General features: G+C 57.4%; 13 protein-coding genes. 10 read left to right on the top strand and 3 right to left on the bottom strand.

The annotated features are described in order from the left end of the window. The first annotated feature begins 6 nt into the window (after nucleotides 1–6). Nucleotides 7–927: a 2OG-Fe(II) oxygenase gene (locus Q1A74_RS03300; RefSeq protein ID WP_299592353.1), complete on the top strand. Its 921-nt coding sequence runs from the start codon at nucleotides 7–9 to the stop codon at nucleotides 925–927. Continuing rightward, entirely contained in the window at nucleotides 920–1,909 is a 990-nt protein-coding gene (locus Q1A74_RS03305) for a mechanosensitive ion channel family protein (RefSeq protein ID WP_299592355.1), read from the top strand. The genes Q1A74_RS03300 and Q1A74_RS03305 overlap by 8 nt, the downstream gene beginning before the upstream one ends. A gap of 20 nt (nucleotides 1,910–1,929) precedes the next feature. Here Q1A74_RS03305 and maiA read toward each other — a convergent pair whose 3' ends face one another. Next, nucleotides 1,930–2,565 (bottom strand): maleylacetoacetate isomerase, encoded by a 636-nt coding sequence (gene maiA, locus Q1A74_RS03310; RefSeq protein ID WP_299592357.1) that lies wholly within the window; start codon nucleotides 2,563–2,565, stop codon nucleotides 1,930–1,932. A gap of 334 nt (nucleotides 2,566–2,899) precedes the next feature. Between maiA and Q1A74_RS03315 the strand changes: the two genes are divergently transcribed. From Q1A74_RS03315 to Q1A74_RS03335, 5 genes are all read left to right on the top strand, one after another. Beyond that, a complete protein-coding gene (locus Q1A74_RS03315; RefSeq protein ID WP_299592358.1) occupies nucleotides 2,900–3,424 on the top strand; it encodes a MarR family winged helix-turn-helix transcriptional regulator in 525 nt (174 codons plus the stop codon). A gap of 114 nt (nucleotides 3,425–3,538) precedes the next feature. Continuing rightward, nucleotides 3,539–4,735: an amino acid aminotransferase gene (locus Q1A74_RS03320; protein WP_299592360.1), complete on the top strand. Its 1,197-nt coding sequence runs from the start codon at nucleotides 3,539–3,541 to the stop codon at nucleotides 4,733–4,735. A 148-nt stretch (nucleotides 4,736–4,883) separates the two neighbouring features. Next, nucleotides 4,884–6,245, top strand: a complete 1,362-nt coding sequence (locus tag Q1A74_RS03325; protein WP_299593832.1) for a class II 3-deoxy-7-phosphoheptulonate synthase — start codon at nucleotides 4,884–4,886, stop codon at nucleotides 6,243–6,245. Nucleotides 6,246–6,296: 51 nt separating this feature from the next. Then, the gene (locus Q1A74_RS03330; RefSeq protein WP_299592361.1) at nucleotides 6,297–6,977 is read left to right on the top strand and encodes a glutathione S-transferase family protein; all 681 of its coding nucleotides are present in this window, start codon (nucleotides 6,297–6,299) and stop codon (nucleotides 6,975–6,977) included. A gap of 304 nt (nucleotides 6,978–7,281) precedes the next feature. After that, nucleotides 7,282–9,498: a M3 family metallopeptidase gene (locus Q1A74_RS03335; RefSeq protein ID WP_299592363.1), complete on the top strand. Its 2,217-nt coding sequence runs from the start codon at nucleotides 7,282–7,284 to the stop codon at nucleotides 9,496–9,498. 78 nt (nucleotides 9,499–9,576) lie between these two features. Here the strand turns inward: Q1A74_RS03335 and Q1A74_RS03340 are convergent, their stop codons facing one another. Next, a complete protein-coding gene (locus Q1A74_RS03340) occupies nucleotides 9,577–10,059 on the bottom strand; it encodes an Lrp/AsnC family transcriptional regulator (RefSeq protein WP_066964901.1) in 483 nt (160 codons plus the stop codon). Nucleotides 10,060–10,486: 427 nt separating this feature from the next. Here Q1A74_RS03340 and Q1A74_RS03345 point away from each other — a divergent pair, with 427 nt between their 5' ends. From Q1A74_RS03345 to Q1A74_RS03355, 3 genes are all read left to right on the top strand, one after another. Continuing rightward, on the top strand, nucleotides 10,487–14,023 hold the full coding sequence (locus Q1A74_RS03345; RefSeq protein WP_299592366.1) for an indolepyruvate ferredoxin oxidoreductase family protein: 3,537 nt from the start codon (nucleotides 10,487–10,489) through the stop codon (nucleotides 14,021–14,023). A gap of 91 nt (nucleotides 14,024–14,114) precedes the next feature. Continuing rightward, entirely contained in the window at nucleotides 14,115–14,510 is a 396-nt protein-coding gene (locus tag Q1A74_RS03350; protein ID WP_299592368.1) for a glycine zipper family protein, read from the top strand. A gap of 178 nt (nucleotides 14,511–14,688) precedes the next feature. After that, nucleotides 14,689–16,539 (top strand): metallophosphoesterase family protein, encoded by a 1,851-nt coding sequence (locus Q1A74_RS03355; protein WP_299592369.1) that lies wholly within the window; start codon nucleotides 14,689–14,691, stop codon nucleotides 16,537–16,539. Between the two features lie 80 nt (nucleotides 16,540–16,619). Here the strand turns inward: Q1A74_RS03355 and putA are convergent, their stop codons facing one another. Continuing rightward, entirely contained in the window at nucleotides 16,620–19,796 is a 3,177-nt protein-coding gene (gene putA / locus Q1A74_RS03360) for a bifunctional proline dehydrogenase/L-glutamate gamma-semialdehyde dehydrogenase PutA (RefSeq protein ID WP_299592371.1), read from the bottom strand. Between the last annotated feature and the right edge of the window lie 53 nt (nucleotides 19,797–19,849).

The raw sequence follows: 19,849 nt of genomic DNA on the forward strand, positions 1-19,849 counted from the left end.
GGTCTTGTGGAGTTTGCAGAGCTTCAGCCGGACTTGAAACAGTGGATACAGGACGCGGTTACGCGCGGCCAGTGCCAGTCGAAGGTGATGGATGCGCTTTTGAAAGCCGGGTATCAGCCATCCATCGCTCGTGCCGTGGAGCAGTGTATCGCCACCCACACGGTTAACCCCAATGGCGCAGCGGCGCTCAAGCCTGAATTGAATGCAACGCCAGAACCACGTCCTGCTGCCAAGCCCTCAGAAACAACAGATGCCAGCAGCCGCTTTCGTCTGTTTGAGCCGGAAAAGAACGTGTATGACCTCGGGGATCGGCAGGTGGAAATCCTGCTGGCGATGAAGCAGCCCAACATTGTTTTGTTCGGCAATCTCCTGTCGGAGAATGAATGCGATGGGTTGATTGAGATGTCTCGCCCCCACCTCCAGCCTTCACGTCTGGTGAATTCAGCGAGCGGCTCTTTTGATATCGGCGAAGAGCGGACCAGTTTCGGCACCTATTTCGATCGGGGTGCCAACCCGCTGATCGCCGGTATCGAAGCCCGCATTGCGCGTTTGCTCGGGGCGCCTGAGAGCCGCGGAGAACCGATGCAGATACTGCACTACCAGAGCGGTGCCGAATATCGCCCGCACTTTGATTTTTTTAATCCGGAAAAGCCCGGTAGCAAAGAGATTCTGGCGCGCGGGGGGCAGCGGGTAGGCACTCTGATCATGTATCTGAATGACGTCGAGGCTGGTGGCTCCACGGTGTTTCCGAAAGTGTCCCTGGATGTGCTTCCGAAAAAAGGGTGTGGCCTGTTTTTTTCGTACGCCAACGCGGACGGGGAGCTAGACCGCTTGACCCTGCATGGTGGTAGCCCTGTGATCTCCGGGGAGAAATGGATCGCCACCAAGTGGCTGAGACTGTACGAGCGCGATACCGGCCATGCCTAGTTGGCTATTGCAAACCAATCCGGCCGGTCAGGAGGGCGCGGATAAGGCGAAAGAGCTGGCGGATGCCCTGGAGCTCGCGAAAGTCACGCCCTCATCCTTCTCCAGTGTGCTCGAAACCGTCATGGCCTCCCTTGCGAGTATCTGGGAGGGGTTTCTCGGGCATATCCCGTTTTTTATCGCCAGTGTTTTAATGCTGGTGCTCACCTGGGTGATTGCCACCATTGCGGGAAAATTTACCCGCCGTTTCGCCAGGAAAACCACCCACCGGCCGTCACTTCAGGACCTGATGGTTCGCCTGACGCGCATTTTTATCTGGGTGATTGGAATGTTGTTCACCGCCATGGTGCTGTTTCCCGGCCTTACACCGGCCAAGGCGCTGGGCGGGCTTGGCCTGTTGTCCGTGGCCGTGGGGCTGGCGTTCAAGGATATCTTTGAGAACTTCTTTGCCGGTATCCTCATCCTTTGGCGGTTTCCGTTTGAAGCCGGCGATGTCATCAAGTGTGAAAATGTAGAGGGTAGAGTCGAGGCGGTAGAGGTGCGCAACACCGCCATTCGGCGCACCACGGGGGAACTGGTAATTGTGCCCAACCTGTTTCTGTTCAAGAACCCCTGTGAAATTCTCACCGATCGCAACAAGCGGCGGATCACCATTATCGCCGGCGTCGCTTACGGTGAGGATGTCGCGACCGCGGTGGACGTGATCACCGCGGCCGTCGGCGAGTGCGAAACCGTGCGGGACGATGAACCGATACAGATATTCCCGCAGGCATTTGGCGACAGCAGTATCGACATCGAGGTTACCTGGTGGTCCGGTTCTACGCCGCTGGAGGAGCGTCGGTCCCGCGGCGAGGTGGTGACCGCGGTGAAGCGGGCGCTGGACGAGGCCGGCATCGAAATTCCTTTCCCCTATCGCACGCTCACGTTCAAAGAGCCTCTATCACTTGCCGGCAGGGGAGCCGAGGCACCGCAGGGCGAGCCGTAGAGGAGGTGACTCAGGGTGCGTCAGAGGGTGCTGTCCGACTGGTTTTCCGGTCGTGCCTTTTCAAACGCGGGTAGGGCCGCACAGGCTTCTGCAATCCTGGCAATACGGGGGTACTTGTTCAGATTCATGCCGAAACGCTCCGCGCTGTAGATCTGCGGAATCAGGCAGCATTCGAACAGGCCCGGGGTATCGCCCCCCGCAAAGGTCCCGCCCTGTCCATCCAGCTGGGTCTCCAGCGCTGTGAAGCCGCCGTCAATCCAGTGGCGAATCCATTCCACCTTCTGCTCATCGCTGGCGCCCAGCTCAGACTGGATGTATTTGAGTACGCGAAGGTTCTGCACCGGTTGGATATCACAGGCTACGTTGTAGGCGAGCGCGCGCACCTTGGCGCGGGCCAGGCTGTCTTTGGGTAGAAGGGCGGGCTGGGGGTGCTGTTCGTCCAGCCATTCCAGAATCGCCAGGGACTGGGTGAATACATGGCCGGCGTCGATCAGGGCCGGCACCAGGCCCTGCGGGTTGAGGTTGCGGTACTTGGGTTCTTTCTGCTCCCCTTGGAGTAGGTTCACGGGGTGATAGTCGTACGCCAAACCCTTCAGGTTAAGGGCGATCCGCACTCGGTAGCTGGCGGACGATCGGAAATAGCCGTTGAGTTCCATATTCTCTGAATCCTGTCAAAAATGGGGGGAAACGCCGTATAATGCGCGGCCAAATTCGTCTGCCTCCAAGATAAGGCTTCTTTGGCAGGCGAGCCCGGTGGGCGGTGCGTTCAAGGGACGTTTGGGGTGCTTTCCAGCGAGTTCCCAGGTACTTTCGAGTACGCTCCAAAGCACTTTCACCGATGGCGGCTTAGGAACCATCAAGCAGCCAAAAAATTCCTGCGGCAGTGGTTACATTTGAAACCAATTTTAGTTACATTTGGAAACTGGTACAACCCGTACCCTACCGCCTGAATACGGGGTAGGGGAGTGAAGAGCAGGTGAGCGAACCGCAATGACCACAACCGATAACACCAAGATCGACACCACTGATTTTTCCGACCCGATTGATGCGGTGCGTCCGGACGATCTGCGCCTGGAGAAATTCCTGCCGTATCGCCTGTCGGTGCTGTCTAACCGGGTCAGCAACGCCATTGCCGACGCCTACAGCGCGCGCTTTGACCTCACTATTCCCGCCTGGCGCGTGATGGCGATCCTCGGGCGCTTCCCCAATCTTTCCGCCGCGGACCTGGTCGAACAGACGGCCATGGATAAGGTTGCCATCAGTCGCGCCGTGTCCATTCTGATCAAAAACGACTACATCACCCGCAGCGAAGACCTCGCCGACCGTCGTCGCCAGGTGCTCAATCTGTCCGATCTCGGCCGCGATGTGTACGAGCGCATCGTGCCGCTGGCGCAGCAGTATGAGAACGACCTGATGGGCTCTCTGTCTGCCGATGAGCGCAACCAGCTGGATAGCATTATCGAAAAGCTGATGGCGCGCGCGCAGGACTGGGCCAATCGCGGCTTGATCGACTGATCTCCCGATCATCTGCCATTCTTATTCCCATCTTTTCTGAATCGACCGTACTTTGACCGTTCAAAGGCCGGTGTTTCCTTGCGGATGCACCGGCGCGAATTACCAGGAGTTACCATGTTTGACCACCTGAAGAGCCTGCCCGCAGACCCCATTCTGGGCCTTCTCGCGACCTATCGCGCCGACGATAACCCCAACAAAATCGACCTGGGGGTGGGGGTGTATAAAGACGAAGCGGGGCACACCCCGGTTCTACAGGCGGTAAAAGAAGCGGAAACCCGCCTGCTGCGCAGTGAAGAAACCAAAGCCTACATCGGCCCAGCGGGCACGCCCGGGTTCAACAGCGCCATGCAGGAGCTGGTACTGGGCGCTGACCACCCGGCACTGGTGGGCAACCGAGTGCGCTCTGCGCAGACCCCGGGCGGCTGCGGCGCTCTGCGTGTGCTGGCGGAATTCTCTGACCGTGCGAAAACCGGCGCTACCATCTGGGTGAGCGACCCCACCTGGGCTAACCATGTACCCCTGCTGGGTAATGCCGGCCTTGAGATCAAGAGCTACCCGTATTACGACCGCGCCACCAGCAGCCTGCAGTTCGAGGCCATGGTGGACACCCTGAAGAACGTAGGCGAGGGCGACCTGGTCCTGCTCCACGCCTGCTGTCATAACCCCTGCGGTGCAGACCTCACCCGTGAGCAGTGGAAAGTGCTGGCAGAAATGGCGCAGAAGCAGGGCTTTACCCCGTTTATCGATATGGCCTACCAGGGCTTTGGCGACAGCCTGGACGCAGACGCCTACGGCCTGCGCCTGATGGCGGAATCCGTTCCCGAGATGCTGGTAGCCGCGTCCTGTTCGAAAAATTTCGGCCTGTATCGCGAGCGTGTTGGCCTTGCCATGGTCATCTACAGCGATGTAACAGCTGCCGATCGCGGCCAGAGCCAGCTGCTGAATGTGGTGCGTGGCAACTACTCCATGCCGCCGAATCACGGCGGTGCTATTGTCGAGTCGATCCTTAGCGACGCGGGCCTGCGCGCAAACTGGGAAGCGGAGCTCACCGAAATGCGCGAGCGTATCAACAGCCTGCGCAGCGGTGTGGTGGAAAGCCTGCGGGACGCCGGTGCTGCCGGTGATTTCGGGTTTATCGAAAAGCAGAAGGGCATGTTCTCATTTCTGGGGATTACGCCGGAGCAGGTTCAGAAACTGCAACAGGATTATTCCATTTATATGGTAGATTCCAGCCGTATCAGTATTGCCGGCCTGAGCCAGAGTAATATGGCGTACTTCTGCAAATCGGTTGCGGAAGTGCTGGACGCCTGATCAGCGTCGTTTTTTTGCGGGGCGGCTCTGGGGCCGCCATAAATAACTCTCCCCAGAGCATGCGCCGCCGGATGGGCGGCGTATGCCGATGAAAATTGATGTCGAGCTGAATATGGAAGTTGAGGTAGAAGCCCCCGTGTCTGAATCTTTGTCAAAACCCTGGGATCCCGCCAGCTGGCGCAAACTGCAGGCGCACCAACAACCCAAGTACCCGCCTTCAGCGGAAGTGGAATCTGTCGAGCAACAGCTCGCCGGTTATCCGCCGCTGGTTTTTGCAGAAGAGGCCCGCGAGCTACGTCGCCAGTTGGCGGAGGTGGCGCAGGGCAAGGCGTTTTTACTGCAGGGTGGCGATTGTGCGGAGTCGTTTACCGACTTCAATGCAAACCGTATTCGCGACACGTTCAAAGTGTTGCTGCAGATGGCTGTGGTGCTTACCTTTGCCGGCAACCTGCCGGTTGTCAAAGTGGCGCGTATGGCCGGTCAATATGCCAAGCCGCGCTCTGCGGATATGGAAACAGTGGGTGGTATCGAGCTGCCAAGTTATCGCGGCGACATCATCAATGGGATCGACTTCACTGCCGACGCGCGCGCGCCCGATCCCAAGCGTATGCTCACTGCCTATAACCAGTCCGCCGCCACGCTGAATCTGCTGCGCGCTTTCGCTCAGGGCGGGCTCGCCGACTTGCACCAGGTGCACGCCTGGAACCTCAGTTTCCTGGAAAACAATCCCCAGCGCGATCGCTACGCGCAACTGGCGGAACGTTTGCAGGATGCGCTGGAATTTATGGCGGTGTGCGGCGTGAACTCTTCGAACACACCGGCCATTCGCGAAACAACACTCTACACCTCCCACGAGGCGCTGCTGCTGAATTACGAGCAGGCGCTGACCCGTACCGACAGCCTTACTGGAAAATGGTACGACTGCTCCGCACACATGCTTTGGATCGGCGAGCGCACACGCCAGCTGGACGCGGCGCATATCGAATTCCTGTCCGGTGTGTGGAATCCCATCGGTGTCAAAGTCGGGCCCGGCATGGCCACTGACGAACTCATTCGCCTGATCGACAGTCTGAACCCGAACAATGAGCCGGGCCGCCTCACACTGATCACCCGTATGGGGGCGGACGTCCTGGGCGACAAACTGCCAGCACTGGTACGCGCCGTGGAAAGGGAAGGGCGCTCCGTGGTGTGGAGTACCGACCCTATGCACGGCAATACCGAGAAAGCGTCCAGTGGTTTCAAAACCCGCAACTTCGACAATATTCTGCGGGAAATTCGCGATTTCTTTGCGGTACACCGCGCCGAGGGCACACACCCGGGCGGTATCCACCTGGAAATGACCGGGCAGCACGTCACCGAGTGCACCGGCGGTGCCTGGAAGATTTCCGATGCGGATCTCGCCAGCTGCTACCGCACCCAGTGCGATCCGCGACTGAATGCGGACCAGGTGCTGGAGCTCGCATTCTGCATTTCTGAAATGCTGCGCGACGGCCGTAATGGCAGCAGCTAACAGCTTCGAATAACTTAAAGCTCATAAAACCTAACGGATAGGGAGATTGGGATGTATCAACTGTTTATTGGCAACAAAAACTATTCATCCTGGTCTCTGCGCCCCTGGCTGCTGGCAACCGAACTGGATATTCCCTTTGAGGAGCAGCTGGTGCCCTTTGATGAAGGTGGCAGCTGGAACAAATTCCGTAAATTCTCCCCAACCGGATTGGTGCCGTGCCTGGTCGACGGCGACACCACCGTATGGGAATCCCTCGCTATTACCGAATACCTCTATGAATCCCACTCCCGCATCTGGCCACAAGACAAACAGGCCAGAGCCTGGGCCCGCTGCGCCGCCTCGGAAATGCACGCCGGCTTTTTCGCACTGCGCAACCAGTGCAGTATGAACTGCGGCGTAACTGTATCCCTCCACCGCATTGACGAAGCCCTGCAGAAAGACCTCGATCGCATCGATGAACTCTGGATGCAGGGGCTGTCTCGTTTCGGTGGCCCATACCTGGCCGGGAACGCATTCACCGCATTAGATGCATTCTTTGCCCCGGTGGTACTGCGCCTGAAGGGCTATCAGCTTTCCCTCAGTGCCGAAGCAATGGAATATTGTGAGCGCATTCTGGCACTGCCCGGTATGCAGCGCTGGGTGGAGGACGGGATCAATGAGCCCTGGCGCGAAGTCGGCCACGATGAGGAACTGCTTGCGGTGGGGACCATCGTTGAAGACCGTCGAGGGTAAAGCCCGTTCCATCACGTCGCTATCTGAGGTGGCTCGCCTTGGATGAGTTGTAAATCCGGCCGTATAAAATACCAAGATAAAAACTATACACTTAATAAGTCGTTATCTGATTGATAGTGAAACCGCCAAACACCCAAATACTCCGAAAGGTTGATCAGCGGCGGGGGAATATCCTGCCATAATGGTGATTTTCCGTGGAAATGTTTGGCCTTGCGGTCACCTCGTAGCGATATCTACCAGCGCTGGGGTACACTCGAGGAAGCTAACAATTTTAAAAATCCATGTCTAAGAGAGGATCAAGCCGATGCGTCAAACACTGATCGCGATGTCCATCGCTGCCGCGCTGGCCACAGTAGCCGGTTGTAGCAAAGAAACTGAGCAGGCCCAGGTGGGCAAACCTGCGGAGCAGACTATTGCCGCTGCAGACGTTGTCTCCGATGTGGCAAAAAGCAACCCGCTGCTGGCAAAGTGGAAGGGCTCCTATGGCGGCGTGCCTGCATTCGACAAAATGAAGGTCGAAGACCTGAAGCCGGCCCTTGAATACGGCATGGCTCAGAACCTGGCGGAAATCGACAAGATCGCCAACAACCCGGAAGCGCCGACCTTTGCTAACACCATTGAAGAGATGGAGCGTAGCGGCAAGGCGTTGAGCCAGGTATTCACCTACTGGGGCATCTGGAGCGGCAATATGTCTTCTCCGGAGTTCCGCGCGGTGCAGGGGGAGATGGCGCCGAAGCTTTCTGCGTTCAGTTCCAAAATCATCCAGAATGACAAGCTGTTTCAGCGCGTAAAGGCGGTGTACGAGTCTCGTAACGATTCTGACCTTACAGCGGAACAAAAGCGTGTGGTTGAGCTGGTGTACGACGAGTTCGCCACCAATGGTGCCACTCTGTCTGGTGAAGACAAGAAACGCTATGCGGAAATCAATACCCGTCTGGCGGAGCTGCACACCAAGTTCGCCAACAACGTGCTGGCGGATGAGGAAGGTTACGATATTTTCCTGACCAAAGATCAGCTGGCCGGGTTGCCGGAATCCTTTGTGAAAGCCGCGGCTTCAATGGCTGAGGAAAAGGGCCAGAAGGGCAAGTACGCGATCAAGAACACCCGTTCTTCCATGGATCCGTTCCTGACCTATTCAGCAGACCGCGCTCTGCGTGAAAGGGTGTGGACCAACTACTACAGCCGCGGTGACAACGGCGGTGAGCACGACAACAACGCGATTATTGCGGAGATCCTGCAGTTGCGCGACGAGCGTGTAGCCCTGCTTGGATTCGACAACTACGCCGAGTGGCGCCTGCAGAACCGCATGGCGAAAAATCCGCAGAACGCCATCGAGCTGATGGAAGCGGTGTGGCCGGCAGCGGTTGCCCGTGTGCACGAAGAAGTCGCGGATATGCAGGCGGTTGCGGATGCGGAGAAAGCCGGTATCAAGATCGAGCCGTGGGATTACCGCTTCTACGCGGAAAAAGTGCGTGCGGCCAAGTACGACCTGAACTCCGATGAAGTGAAACAGTACCTGCAGCTGGACAAGCTGCGCGAGGGTATGTTCTACGTTGCCGGCGAGCTGTTCAATTTCAGCTTCAGCCCGGTAGAAGAGGGCAGTGTGCCGGTATTCCACGAAGACGTAAAAGTCTGGGAAGTAACCGATAAAACCACTGGCGAGCACATCGGTCTGTGGTATCTGGATCCGTTCGCCCGTACCGGTAAGCGCTCCGGTGCCTGGGCCAGCATGTACCGCGACCACACCACCTTTGATGGCAAGGAAACCGTACTGGCTTCCAACAACTCCAATTTTATCAAGGGTGCGCCCGGCGAGCCGGTACTGGTTGGCTGGGACGATGCGGAAACCTTCTTCCACGAGTTTGGTCACGCGCTGCACTTCCTGGCGTCGAACGTAAGCTACCCGACCTTGAACGGTGGTGTGCGTGACTACACCGAGTTCCAGTCGCAGCTGCTGGAGCGCTGGTTGAGCACTGATCCGATCATCGACAATTACCTGGTGCACCACAAAACTGGTGAGCCGATTCCGGCTGATCTGGTGGCCAAGATCAAAAAGGCTTCCAACTTCAATCAGGGCTTTGCCACCACCGAGTATCTGGCGTCTGCACTGGTGGATATGAAGCTGCATACCACCGACCCGAAAGGTATCGATCCGGACAAATTTGAACGCGAGACGTTGAATGAGCTGGGTATGCCGTCTGAGCTGGTAATGCGTCACCGCACCCCGCACTTCGGCCATATCTTCTCTGGGGAAGGTTACTCTGCCGGTTACTACGGTTACATGTGGGCCGACGTGCTGACTTCGGACGCATCTGAGGCGTTCGCCGAAGCGGAAGGCGGTTTCTACGATAAGGAAGTTGCCGGCAAGCTGGTGAAATACCTGTTTGCACCGCGCAATGCGATGGATCCGGCGGAAGCCTACCGTCTGTTCCGTGGCCGCGATGCGGGTATCGAGCCGCTGATGCGCGATCGTGGTTTCCCTCTCCCCGGTGAGGAAGAGACCGCGTCCGCGGGCGAATAATTCCGCTAGATGCCGTTAAGAAAAAAGGCCGCGATGTGAGAGCATTGCGGCCTTTTTTTGTGTTCAGTTTTTACAAAACTATTTTTCGAGCAACTGATCCAGCGGCAGTTCCGTGCGGTAACGCACCTGCTTCAATGAGAAGCTGCTCTTGATGTGGTCGATGCCCGGTAGCTCAGTCAATTTCTTGTCCAGAAATTCCTGGTATGCGTGCAGGTTCGGGACCACTACCCGCAGCAGATAATCGAAATCTCCCGTCATCAGATAGCATTCCATCACTTCCGGCCACTGACCGATTGTGGATTCGAAGTGCTGCAACTCTTTTTTGACCTGATGGTTGAGCGTCACTTGAATAAACACGCTCACCGGTAGGCCGACCTTGTCTGGCTCCAGCAGCGTCACTGCGCGTTTGATAAACCCCTGCTCGTGCAGGTTCTTGACTCGGCGGGAGCAGGGGGAGGGCGACAGGTGGACTTTTTCCGCCAGCTCGATGTTGGGGATGGTCGCGTCTTCCTGAAGGATCTCCAGAATATGCTTGTCGATGGCGTCGAGCAGATAGGCCATAGGGTTACCCGGTGTTCCTGATTCTGTGGTTCAGTCTGGCAAATACGCTGGCAATTTCAGCGGGCGAAACTCGCAATCCGCCTTTCCTAAATAGCCAATGTAGCCCACGGCCAAGAATACTCGATGTGACCAGTTGATGGCACTGGTTCACAAACACTTGCGTGGGCGACTCCGCCGTTCAGCCACCCGGATGATACTTGATAAATATTCTCAACAAGTGGCTTTCAGTTCTTAATTATTGCAGAAATTGGTGTGGAAGTGGTGGATTCTTTCTGCCCAATAGGCTTTCCGTGGTGAATTTGGTATGACCTGCTCGACTTGGCGGTGATAGTTTACCGGCAACAACAGAATAACAGTGGAACCGACTGGCTGGGCATCGTCCGCCGGGGTCAGGTGCCCATCAGACAAAGCGAGAAGGTCCCGATTTATGGCGATGGTCGAAACTGATCAGGAATTGGGCTTTGACCGGGAGTATTCCCTCAAGGCCGCCTTTACCCGAGATGCCGGGCGTGTCTTCCTAACCGGCATTGATGCGCTGGTGCGGTTGCCTCTGATGCAAAAGCAGCTGGATATGCAGGCCGGTCTGAACACGGCCGGCTTTATCTCCGGTTATCGCGGCTCGCCTCTCGGTGGCTACGACCAGGCCCTTTGGCGGCACAAGAAGTTGCTGGCCGAGCGGGATATCCACTTCGAGCCGGGAATCAATGAAGACCTCGGAGCAACCAATATCTGGGGCACTCAACTGCTCGATCATTACCGCCAGCAGGCTACCCGCGATGGGGTTTTCTCCATCTGGTATGGCAAAGGCCACGGTGTAGATCGCAGTGCGGATGTATTCCGCCAGGCAAACATCCAGGGTACCTCCAGGCTCGGCGGGGTACTCGCCCTGTGCGGTGATGACCACACTGCCGAATCTTCTATGTTCTCCCATAACACCGATCAGATCTTCGAGTCGGTGATGATGCCGCTGCTGTTTCCTGCGACCATCGATGAGTACCTGACCCTGGGCCTCGCCGGTATTGCCCTGTCGCGATTTTCCGGTTTGTGGGTGGGCTTCAAGACCATCACCGAAACTGTGGAATCCGGAGCCTCCATTGTAGTGCCCCCGCTGCCGAATTTCGTGGTGCCGGAGGCCTTCCCGATCCCGGCCCACGGTCTGAACTACGACCCGCATCTCAACTGGCCGGCCGAGCGTATGGAATACGAGCGCCGCATGCTGGAAGAGCGGCTGCCGGCGGCCAAGGCGTTTGCTTACGCGAACAAACTGGACAAGACCATTGTCGCAGCGCCTCAGAAGCGTTTCGGTATCGTCACCGTTGGCAAAGCGCACGGTGATCTGCTGGAAGCTCTGAAACTTCTGGAACTCACCGAGCGGGATTTACTGGAGGCGGGCATCTCGATTCAAAAGGTAGCGATGACCTGGCCGCTGGAACCGCGTGGCATGAGTGAATTTGCCCGCGGTATGGAACGTATTCTGGTGGTGGAAGAGAAGCGGCCGCTGGTGGAAGACCAGATGAAAAATCTCTTCTACAGCTGGGCTGACAGTGAGCGTCCGAAAGTGGTGGGCAAAAAAGATTTGGACGGCAACGATCTGTTGCCGGCGATCTGGGGATTTGGGCCGGACCAGGTGGCCAAGTCCATCGCGCGCTGGCTCGCCGATACCGAGCTGGCTGCACGCCTGGTCCCTTTAGCCGAGAAACTGGGGAGCGGCGTTCTGCAAAAGGCCCGCGGCCTGCTCGCGCGGGAGCCAATTTTTTGTGCCGGCTGCCCTCACAACAGTTCCACCAAATTACCGGAAGGCAGTACCGGTAGCGCCGGCATCGGTTGTCATATCATGGCGCTTGGCAAAGGGCTGCGCACCGATACCTATTCCCATATGGGCGGTGAGGGGGCGCACTGGGTTGGCCTGCATCGCTTCTCCAGCGACAAGCATATCTTCCAGAATATGGGCGATGGTACTTACAACCACTCTGGCTTGCTGGCTATCCGTCAGGCCGTAGCAAGCAAGATCAATATCACCTACAAGATCCTGCTGAACGACGCGGTCGCCATGACTGGTGGCCAGCCAGCCGATGGCGAGGTCACCGTTCCCACTCTGTCCCGGCAATTGCTGGCGGAAGGGGTGGGGCAGGTGTGCCTGGTTAGTGACAGCCCGGATTTCTGGCAACCCAAGCGTAATCTGTTGCCCACAGAGGTTCGGATTTTCCATCGCGACGACCTGGATACAGTGCAGCGCAAGCTGCGTGATACTGCGGGTGTAACGGCAATTATTTATGAGCAGGTGTGCGCTGCGGAAAAACGCCGCCGCCGGAAGAAAGGGCAGATGGAAGACCCTGCCCGTCGTCTGCTGATCAACCACCGCGTTTGTGAAGGCTGTGGTGATTGCAGTGTGCAATCCAGTTGTATTGCCGTAGAACCTCTGGAAACTGAATTTGGCCGCAAGCGGCAGGTAAACCAGTCAAGCTGTAACAAAGACATGCGTTGTGCCGACGGTTTCTGCCCGAGCTTTGTCAGCGTCGAAGGCGGCGAACTGAAAAAGCCGGCACTCAAATCTCTTGCGGAATCCATTGACGAAGCAAGCCGCAGCTTGACCGATGCACCCAAGCCAAAATTGGATCAGCCACTGAGTATTTTGGTAGCGGGTATCGGCGGCAGCGGTGTACTGACTGTTGCAGCCTTGCTGGGAATGGCCGCGCACCTGGAAGAGAAGGGCAGTACCACTTTGTATTTTACGGGCTTGTCGCAGAAGAACGGTGCGGTGGTGGCCCACGTCAAGGTGGGTAATACACCGGAAGACATTACTACCGCACGCATTCGCGATGGTGCGGCCGATCTGCTGCTGGGTTGCGATATGGTCACCGCTGCGGCACAGCGCACCAAGTTCGCTGCCGGCGAAATGAAAGCCTTAGTGAATACCGCGGAAGTGCCGGTGGCGGCATTCGTGCGCGATAACGAGCTGGCATTTCCCGCCGATGAGACCACAAAGAGTATCGAGTCTGTCGCCGGAGAATATTTTGCGTTCGACGCAAGCCGCTATGCGGAGGCGCTGTTTGGGGACACCGTGGCCGCCAATCTGATGATGATGGGTTACGCCTGTCAGCAGGGCTTGTTGCCCGTCTCCCAGAGCGCGATCGAGCGGGCGGTGGAGCTGAATGGCGTGGCTGTAGAGAACAACTTGCGTGCGTTCCGCGCTGGTCGCTTGCTGGTGGAAAACCCGCAGGCAATTGACCAGCTGTTGAGTCCTGCGCAAGTGGTCAAGTTGGTCGAGCCTCAGGACACCACCGAGCAACTGGTTGCGCGTTTGGCGAAAGAACTCACTGAATACCAGAGCCCAGCCTATGCTCGCCGTTTTACCGCGGCGATTGAAAAGCTGAAGGTAGCAGAACGCAAGTTTGCCGCGGGTGACGCTCTTGCTCGCGCTGCGGCGACAAGCTTGTTTAAAGCGATGGCTTACAAGGATGAATATGAAGTGGCCCGTTTGTACAGCGGTGAGGCCTTCCAGCGTCAGCTGCGTGAAACATTCAGCGGGGACTACAAACTGAAATTCCTGATGGCACCGCCGTTGCTGGCGCGCCCGGATTCCAGTGGGCGGATTCGCAAGATCGCGTTGGGCCCCTGGCTCGCAAAGGCGCTACCGATTCTGGCAAAAGGCAAGATGCTCCGGGGCACGCCGCTGGATGTGTTTGGATACACCGCAGAGCGGCGCCAGGAGCGCAGTTGGGCGCGCGAGGTGCGTGAAGCCGTGCTTGATGTGGCCGCGGCGCTTGGCGCTGGCAATATCGATCTGGCCACGGAAATGCTGGCTTTACCTCAGCAAGTCCGCGGTTATGGCCATGTTCGCGCGGCAAAATTCGATGCAATTGTTGCACGCTGGAACACGTTGCGTGCGCGCTTCCAACACAGAAAGAATGATGGAGAGAGCGGGCGTGACGGGGCGGCGGATGGCGTAATTGCCTCTAAGTAGCTCGTTACTTATAACAAACCGCCATGGCGTGAATCTCCACCATCGTCTAAACCTAAGTAGACATAGGCGACAAATGTGGTGAGGAGCGCCAATGAGATACAGGATACTGGCCGCTGTGGGCCTGAGCGCAGCAACCCTGGTTGGGTGTGCCTACCAGCAAGAGCAGGTATATGGCGCAGGAAATATTGTGATCGATACCCAGGGTGTCAACATGCGGCAATATCAGCTCGACCTGGCGGATTGTAAAAGTATGTCCATGGCGGCACGCAATGATGCCGGGCGGCGAGGCGTAACCCGGGCTGCCGGCGGTGCCCTGCTTGGCGGTGCCCTGGGTGCGATCATCGGCGATACCAGTAGTGCCGCAGCCGGTGCCGCTGCGGCCGGTGCCGTTATTGGCGGTGTGACCGGTGTGGGCAGTGCCCATGCAGAAGAAAACTATATCGCGCGCAATTGCCTGCGCGGACGCGGCTATCGAGTCTTGAACTAGCGCGTGTTGCATTAGCAAAGTATTCGGCAAACCACAGGATGTTCGCCGGGCTTTTAGCCCGGCTTTTTTGCTGGCGCCGCGCTATCGCCTGTCATCAAATGGTCATAAAAATTTCATCTCCCTGACGCCCCCCGAAGAAATATCCCGTTAGAATCTCCGCAAAATTAACGGGGGTTCCATGCGTCTATTTACCAACCTGATTCTTACTTTTCTGGTGATCTGTAGCAGTGCAGGGGCACTGGCCGATCCACGTGAGGGGGTCCACTCCGAACTTGAAAACAGGGTGTCCGACATTATTGATCGGATGTCTGCAGAGCTTACGCCGGCGGAACGTATAGGATTGACCCCAAAGTCAGCTGCGGCATTTTTCACCGCGGATGAGCGAACCTACCTCGGATCTGCATTTTCACGTTTCAAGTTGGATCGCGCTGCGGTCATTTATGTGGCTTTTGACTCCTCCTATGGTGAGACTCCCTTCTGGCTTGAAGATCAGGATTTCATGCGCCGTGAAAATCTCGATTTTATTGTCGATGAAGAAGACCCATACCACGTCTGGTCCAAGCAGGTTCCGGCTGGTGAAGTGCAACTGGGTGTCCCTAGTTTGTCGGGCGAACTCAAGCCTTACCTGGTGTTTGCGGCTCCAGCACAGGGCAAGCAATCGGTCGAGATAACGCCGCTGATCCCGGGGGCGGATGTGCAGCTTGCCAAGGTTGGCGGTATGCCGTTTATTGACGATAACGACTATTTCAACACTCTGCCGAAAGCACTGGTGGGGCTGCCGGTATTGCGCAGCTTCGAGAGCTGGGAACTGGTGTCCCGCTTTGTGGGATATTTTCGTGAAACCCGCTATCCGTCTTCCTCGCGCCCGGATCACTTGCAGCTGACCTGGCAGGGGAGCCCTGCCACTACGGCGACGGTGCAGTGGCGCACGGATGGCAGTGTGGACGAGAGTCTGCTGTGGGTTGCCCCGAAAGCGCAGTTTTTTACGCGTGGAAGCAAGGGCGTTGAACACAAGACAGCGCAGTTCAGCGTATTGCGCAGCCGCCAGGTGGTGAATGATCCGGTTGTACATTTGCACCGGGTAGCACTGCAGAAGCTGAAACCTTCCACGGATTATCTGTATGCAGTGAGTGTCGATAACGGCAAAACCTGGACGGATCCACGAGGGTTCCGCACCGCCGCGGAATCACCGACTGAACCCTTTTCGTTCGTCTATCTTGGAGACCCGCAGAACGGCCTGGATCGCTGGGGCCAGCTGATTCGACAAGCTGATTTCGATTTTCCCCACGCGCGTTTTTACATGATTGCTGGCGACCTGATTGATCACGGTCAGGAACAGGATAATTGGGATCAGTTTTTTCACGAGGGCAGCTCTGTATTTGACCGCTCTATGCTGGTGCCGGCGCTGGGCAATCACGACAGCCACGGTGGGCACCCGACGCTGTACCTGAAGCAGTTTGCGTTGCCCGACAATGGCAGTAAAAAACTGGATCTCGGGCGCACCTATCACGTTACCTATCAGGATTTACTGGTGGTAGTGATGGACTCCAACTACCACCTGGTGGAGCCAGAACTACAGGTGGACTGGTTGGACCGGGTTCTGGGTGAAAGTGATGCACGCTGGAAAGTGGTGATCTATCACCACCCGTTCTACGCGTCGCGTGAAGGGCGAAACAACAAATTGATCCGTGATGCCTGGGGTCCAGTTTTCGACAAGCACAATGTCGATATTGCCTTCCAGGGGCACGATCACGCCTATATGCGCACGGTGCCGATGCGTGCCAACGAGCCGGTAGTGGGCGGAGAGCAGGGTACTATTTATCTGGTGGCGGTCTCCGGTACCAAGATGTATGAGCAGGAATTGCCGGAGTTTGCCGCCTTTGGTGCGGTGAATACGCGCACTTACCAGGTAATCGATGTGGACCCGATGGCGGGCTCCCTCAAGTATCGCGCAATCGATGATCGGGGAAATACCGTGGATCAGTTTTCATTGCAGAAACCGGCGCTTGGTGTGCAGGCACAACGCTGAGTTTCGAGTGCTGTAAACTGTTTCGGTTGACACAAAAAAGCCCGGAATTTCCGGGCTTTTTTGTGTCTGGCGAATGGGGGTTATTGAGCTAATGTGAATAGCTGGGTATTCCCGCCAGTGGCTACGATATTGACCGTCTTGGTCTTTTCGTTGGCAAAACGGAACAGGTAATGGGGGCCGCCGGCCTTGGGGCCGGTACCGGAAAGCCCCATGCCACCGAACGGGTTAACCCCGACCACCGCACCGACCATGTCGCGGTTTACATAGCAGTTGCCCACATCCACGCGCTTGAAGATGGCACTGGCGCGGCCTTCGATACGGGAGTGCAGGCCGAAGGTGAGACCGTAGCCGGTGGCATTGATGCGGCGGATCACATCCTCCAGCTCGTCGGCCTTGAAACGAACCACGTGCAGGAACGGACCGAACACTTCGCGCTTCAGCAGATTGAAATCTTCGATTTCTACAACCTGCGGGCCGAAGAAGGTGCCGGTTATTGGCTGTTTGCTTTCGTCGAAAGCGAACAGCGGTTTGGCTTCTTTCTGCATGCGCTCCTGGTGCTTCTGCAGTAGGCCGAGCGCTTTTTCGTCGATCACCGGGCCGATGTCGGTTTCCAGTTTTGACGGGTCGCCGAGGGTCAGCTCATCGCAGGCGCCTTTCAGCATGTTGAGCAGGTTATCAGCAATCACATCCTGTACGCATAGAATGCGCAGTGCCGAGCAGCGCTGGCCCGCGCTGAGGAAGGCGGATTGGATTACGTCGTCCACCACTTGCTCGGGTAGTGCGGTAGAGTCCACGATCATCACGTTTTGGCCACCAGTTTCCGCGATTAGCGGCACGATGGGGCCGTCTTTTGCCGCCAGCTGCATGTTGATGTGTTTGGCGGTCTCGGTAGAGCCGGTGAAGGCCACGCCGGCCACCCGCGGATCGTCCAGTAGTGGTTTACCTACGGCCGCGCCGGTGCCGGTTATCAGGTGCAGAATCTGTTGCGGTATCCCCGCTTCATGCATCAGCTGTACAGCGCGGTGGGCAATGCACGGGGTCTGCTCCGCGGGTTTTGCCAGAACACCGTTACCCGCTGCCAGCGCGGCAACCACCTGCCCGGTAAATATGGCCAAGGGGAAGTTCCACGGACTGATGCAGACAAATACGCCGCGGCCGCACAAACTCAGCTCATTGGTTTCGCCGGTGGGGCCGGGGAGTATGGTCGGCTCACTAAAATGTTTGCGCGCGCCGTTGGCGTAGTAGCGGCAGAAGTCTACGGCTTCGCGGACTTCTGAAATGCCGTCATTTAGCGTGCGGCCGGCTTCTCGGCAAATGATGGCAACCAGTTCGTTGATATGTTCTTCGTAGAGATCCGCCACCTTGTCGAGAATTTTCGCGCGGGCATCACCGCCGATCCGGTTCCAGGCGCGCTGGTGTTCTGCAGCGGTAGAAAATGCTTTGTCTATTTCAGCCGGGTCGGTATCGGCGGTGTGCCCGATTGGCTCACCGTTGGCCGGGTTCACCACCGTCTGCTCGCCCTTGCTGGCGACGCCCGCAACAATCGGTCCGCCTGCCCAGGATGCGTCTGCACTGGCGCTCACGGCTTTTTTCATCGGTTCGACGGCGATGGTGTCGGTCAGCTCGATGCCGTGGGAATTTTTGCGCGGTAGAGCTTCGTGGCCAATGTAGATATCGGCCGGCACCGGAATTTCCGGGTGGCGGTAGGGGTTGCAGGACTCGCTCTGCTTCAGTGTGTCCTGAACCAGTTCATTTACCGGGGTTTTCTCATCCATAAACCGGTTGACGAAGGAGCTGTTGGCCCCGTTCTCCAGCAGGCGGCGAACCAGGTAGGGGAGGAGGTCTTTGTGCGCGCCGACAGGGGCGTAAACCCGAACCGGCACGCGCTTGCCGTGTACGGCTTCAATCTGATCGTAAAGCAGGTGGCCCATGCCGTGGAGCCGTTGGAATTCATAGTTACTGCGTCCATCAGCGTCGTTACCGTCGCCGGCGAGTTCCAACACCAGGCCTACGGTGTAGGCGTTGTGGGTGGCGAATTGCGGGTAGATGGCATCGCGGCCGTCCAGCAGTTTCTTCGCGCACACCTGGTAGGAGAGGTCCGTGTGGCACTTGCGGGTGTACACCGGATAGTCAGTGAGGCCCATTTGTTGGGCGTGCTTGATTTCGGTATCCCAGTAAGCGCCTTTTACCAGGCGCACCATCAATTTGCGCCCGGTGTCGCGGCCCAGGGCGATCAGCCAGTCAGCCACGTGTGGGGAGCGTTTCTGGTAGGCCTGCAAAACAAAACCGAGCCCCTGCCAGTCTTTTAGCTGGGGGTCGCGGGCGAGTGCTTCGAACACGTCCAGCGATATATCCAGGCGCTCGGCTTCCTCAGCGTCGATATTGAGCCCCATATCGTATTTTGCTGCGGCCAGGCAGAGTTCCTGCACCTTGGGCAGGAGTTCATTCATCACGCGGTCGCGCTGCAATTCGCTGTAGCGCGGGTGCAGGGCGGAGAGCTTGATGGAAATACCATTGGCTTCCACCACGTCTCTCTTGGTGTTGTCGGCACCGATCGCTTCGATGGCCATCATGTAGGCATCGTAGTAGCGCTGGGCGTCGGCCATGGTGCGCGCGCCTTCGCCGAGCATATCGAAGGAGAAGCGGGTGCCCGGCTTGTTTTCTGCGGGGCCGCGTTTCAGCGCTTCTTTGATATTGCGGCCGAGTACGTACTGGCCGCCCATGATTTTCATCGCCTGCATCATGGAGGTGCGGACCATGGGCTCGCCCATGCGGCTGACCAGTCGTTTCATCCAGTTGGAGGGCTTTTCGGTGATGTCCGGATCCAGCTCGACAATATTGCCGGTGAGCATCAGGCCCCAGGTGGAGGCATTCACGAACAGGGAGTCAGACTGGCCGCGGTGGCTGGACCAGTTGCCGGAATGGACCTTTTCCGCGATCAGTTTGTCTGCGGTATCGGCATCGGGCACCCGCAGTAGGGACTCTGCCAGGCACATCAGGGCCACGCCTTCCTTATTGGAAAGGCCGAATTGCTGCAAAAAGGCGTCTAATGTGCCGCGATGGCTGCGCTGTTCCCGGGATTTGACTACCAGCTGGCTGGCAGTCGCAAGGATCTTCTCCCGCAGGGCTTCGCCCGGGCGGGGGGCGGCGAGCAGCTCGCTCACGCACTGATTTTCGTCGGCGTGCAGGTATTCTCGGGCCTTCTGGCGGGCGTTTTGTAACTCTCTATTCGATTGGCCGGCGAACTGTGTAGACATGTGTACTCCCAGACTAAAATAAGTGTGCAGGATAAAAAACCGGATTATGTGGT

Origin of the sequence: uncultured Microbulbifer sp., from assembly GCF_947504145.1 — a bacterium.
Taxonomy (GTDB): Bacteria; Pseudomonadota; Gammaproteobacteria; order Pseudomonadales; family Cellvibrionaceae; genus Microbulbifer.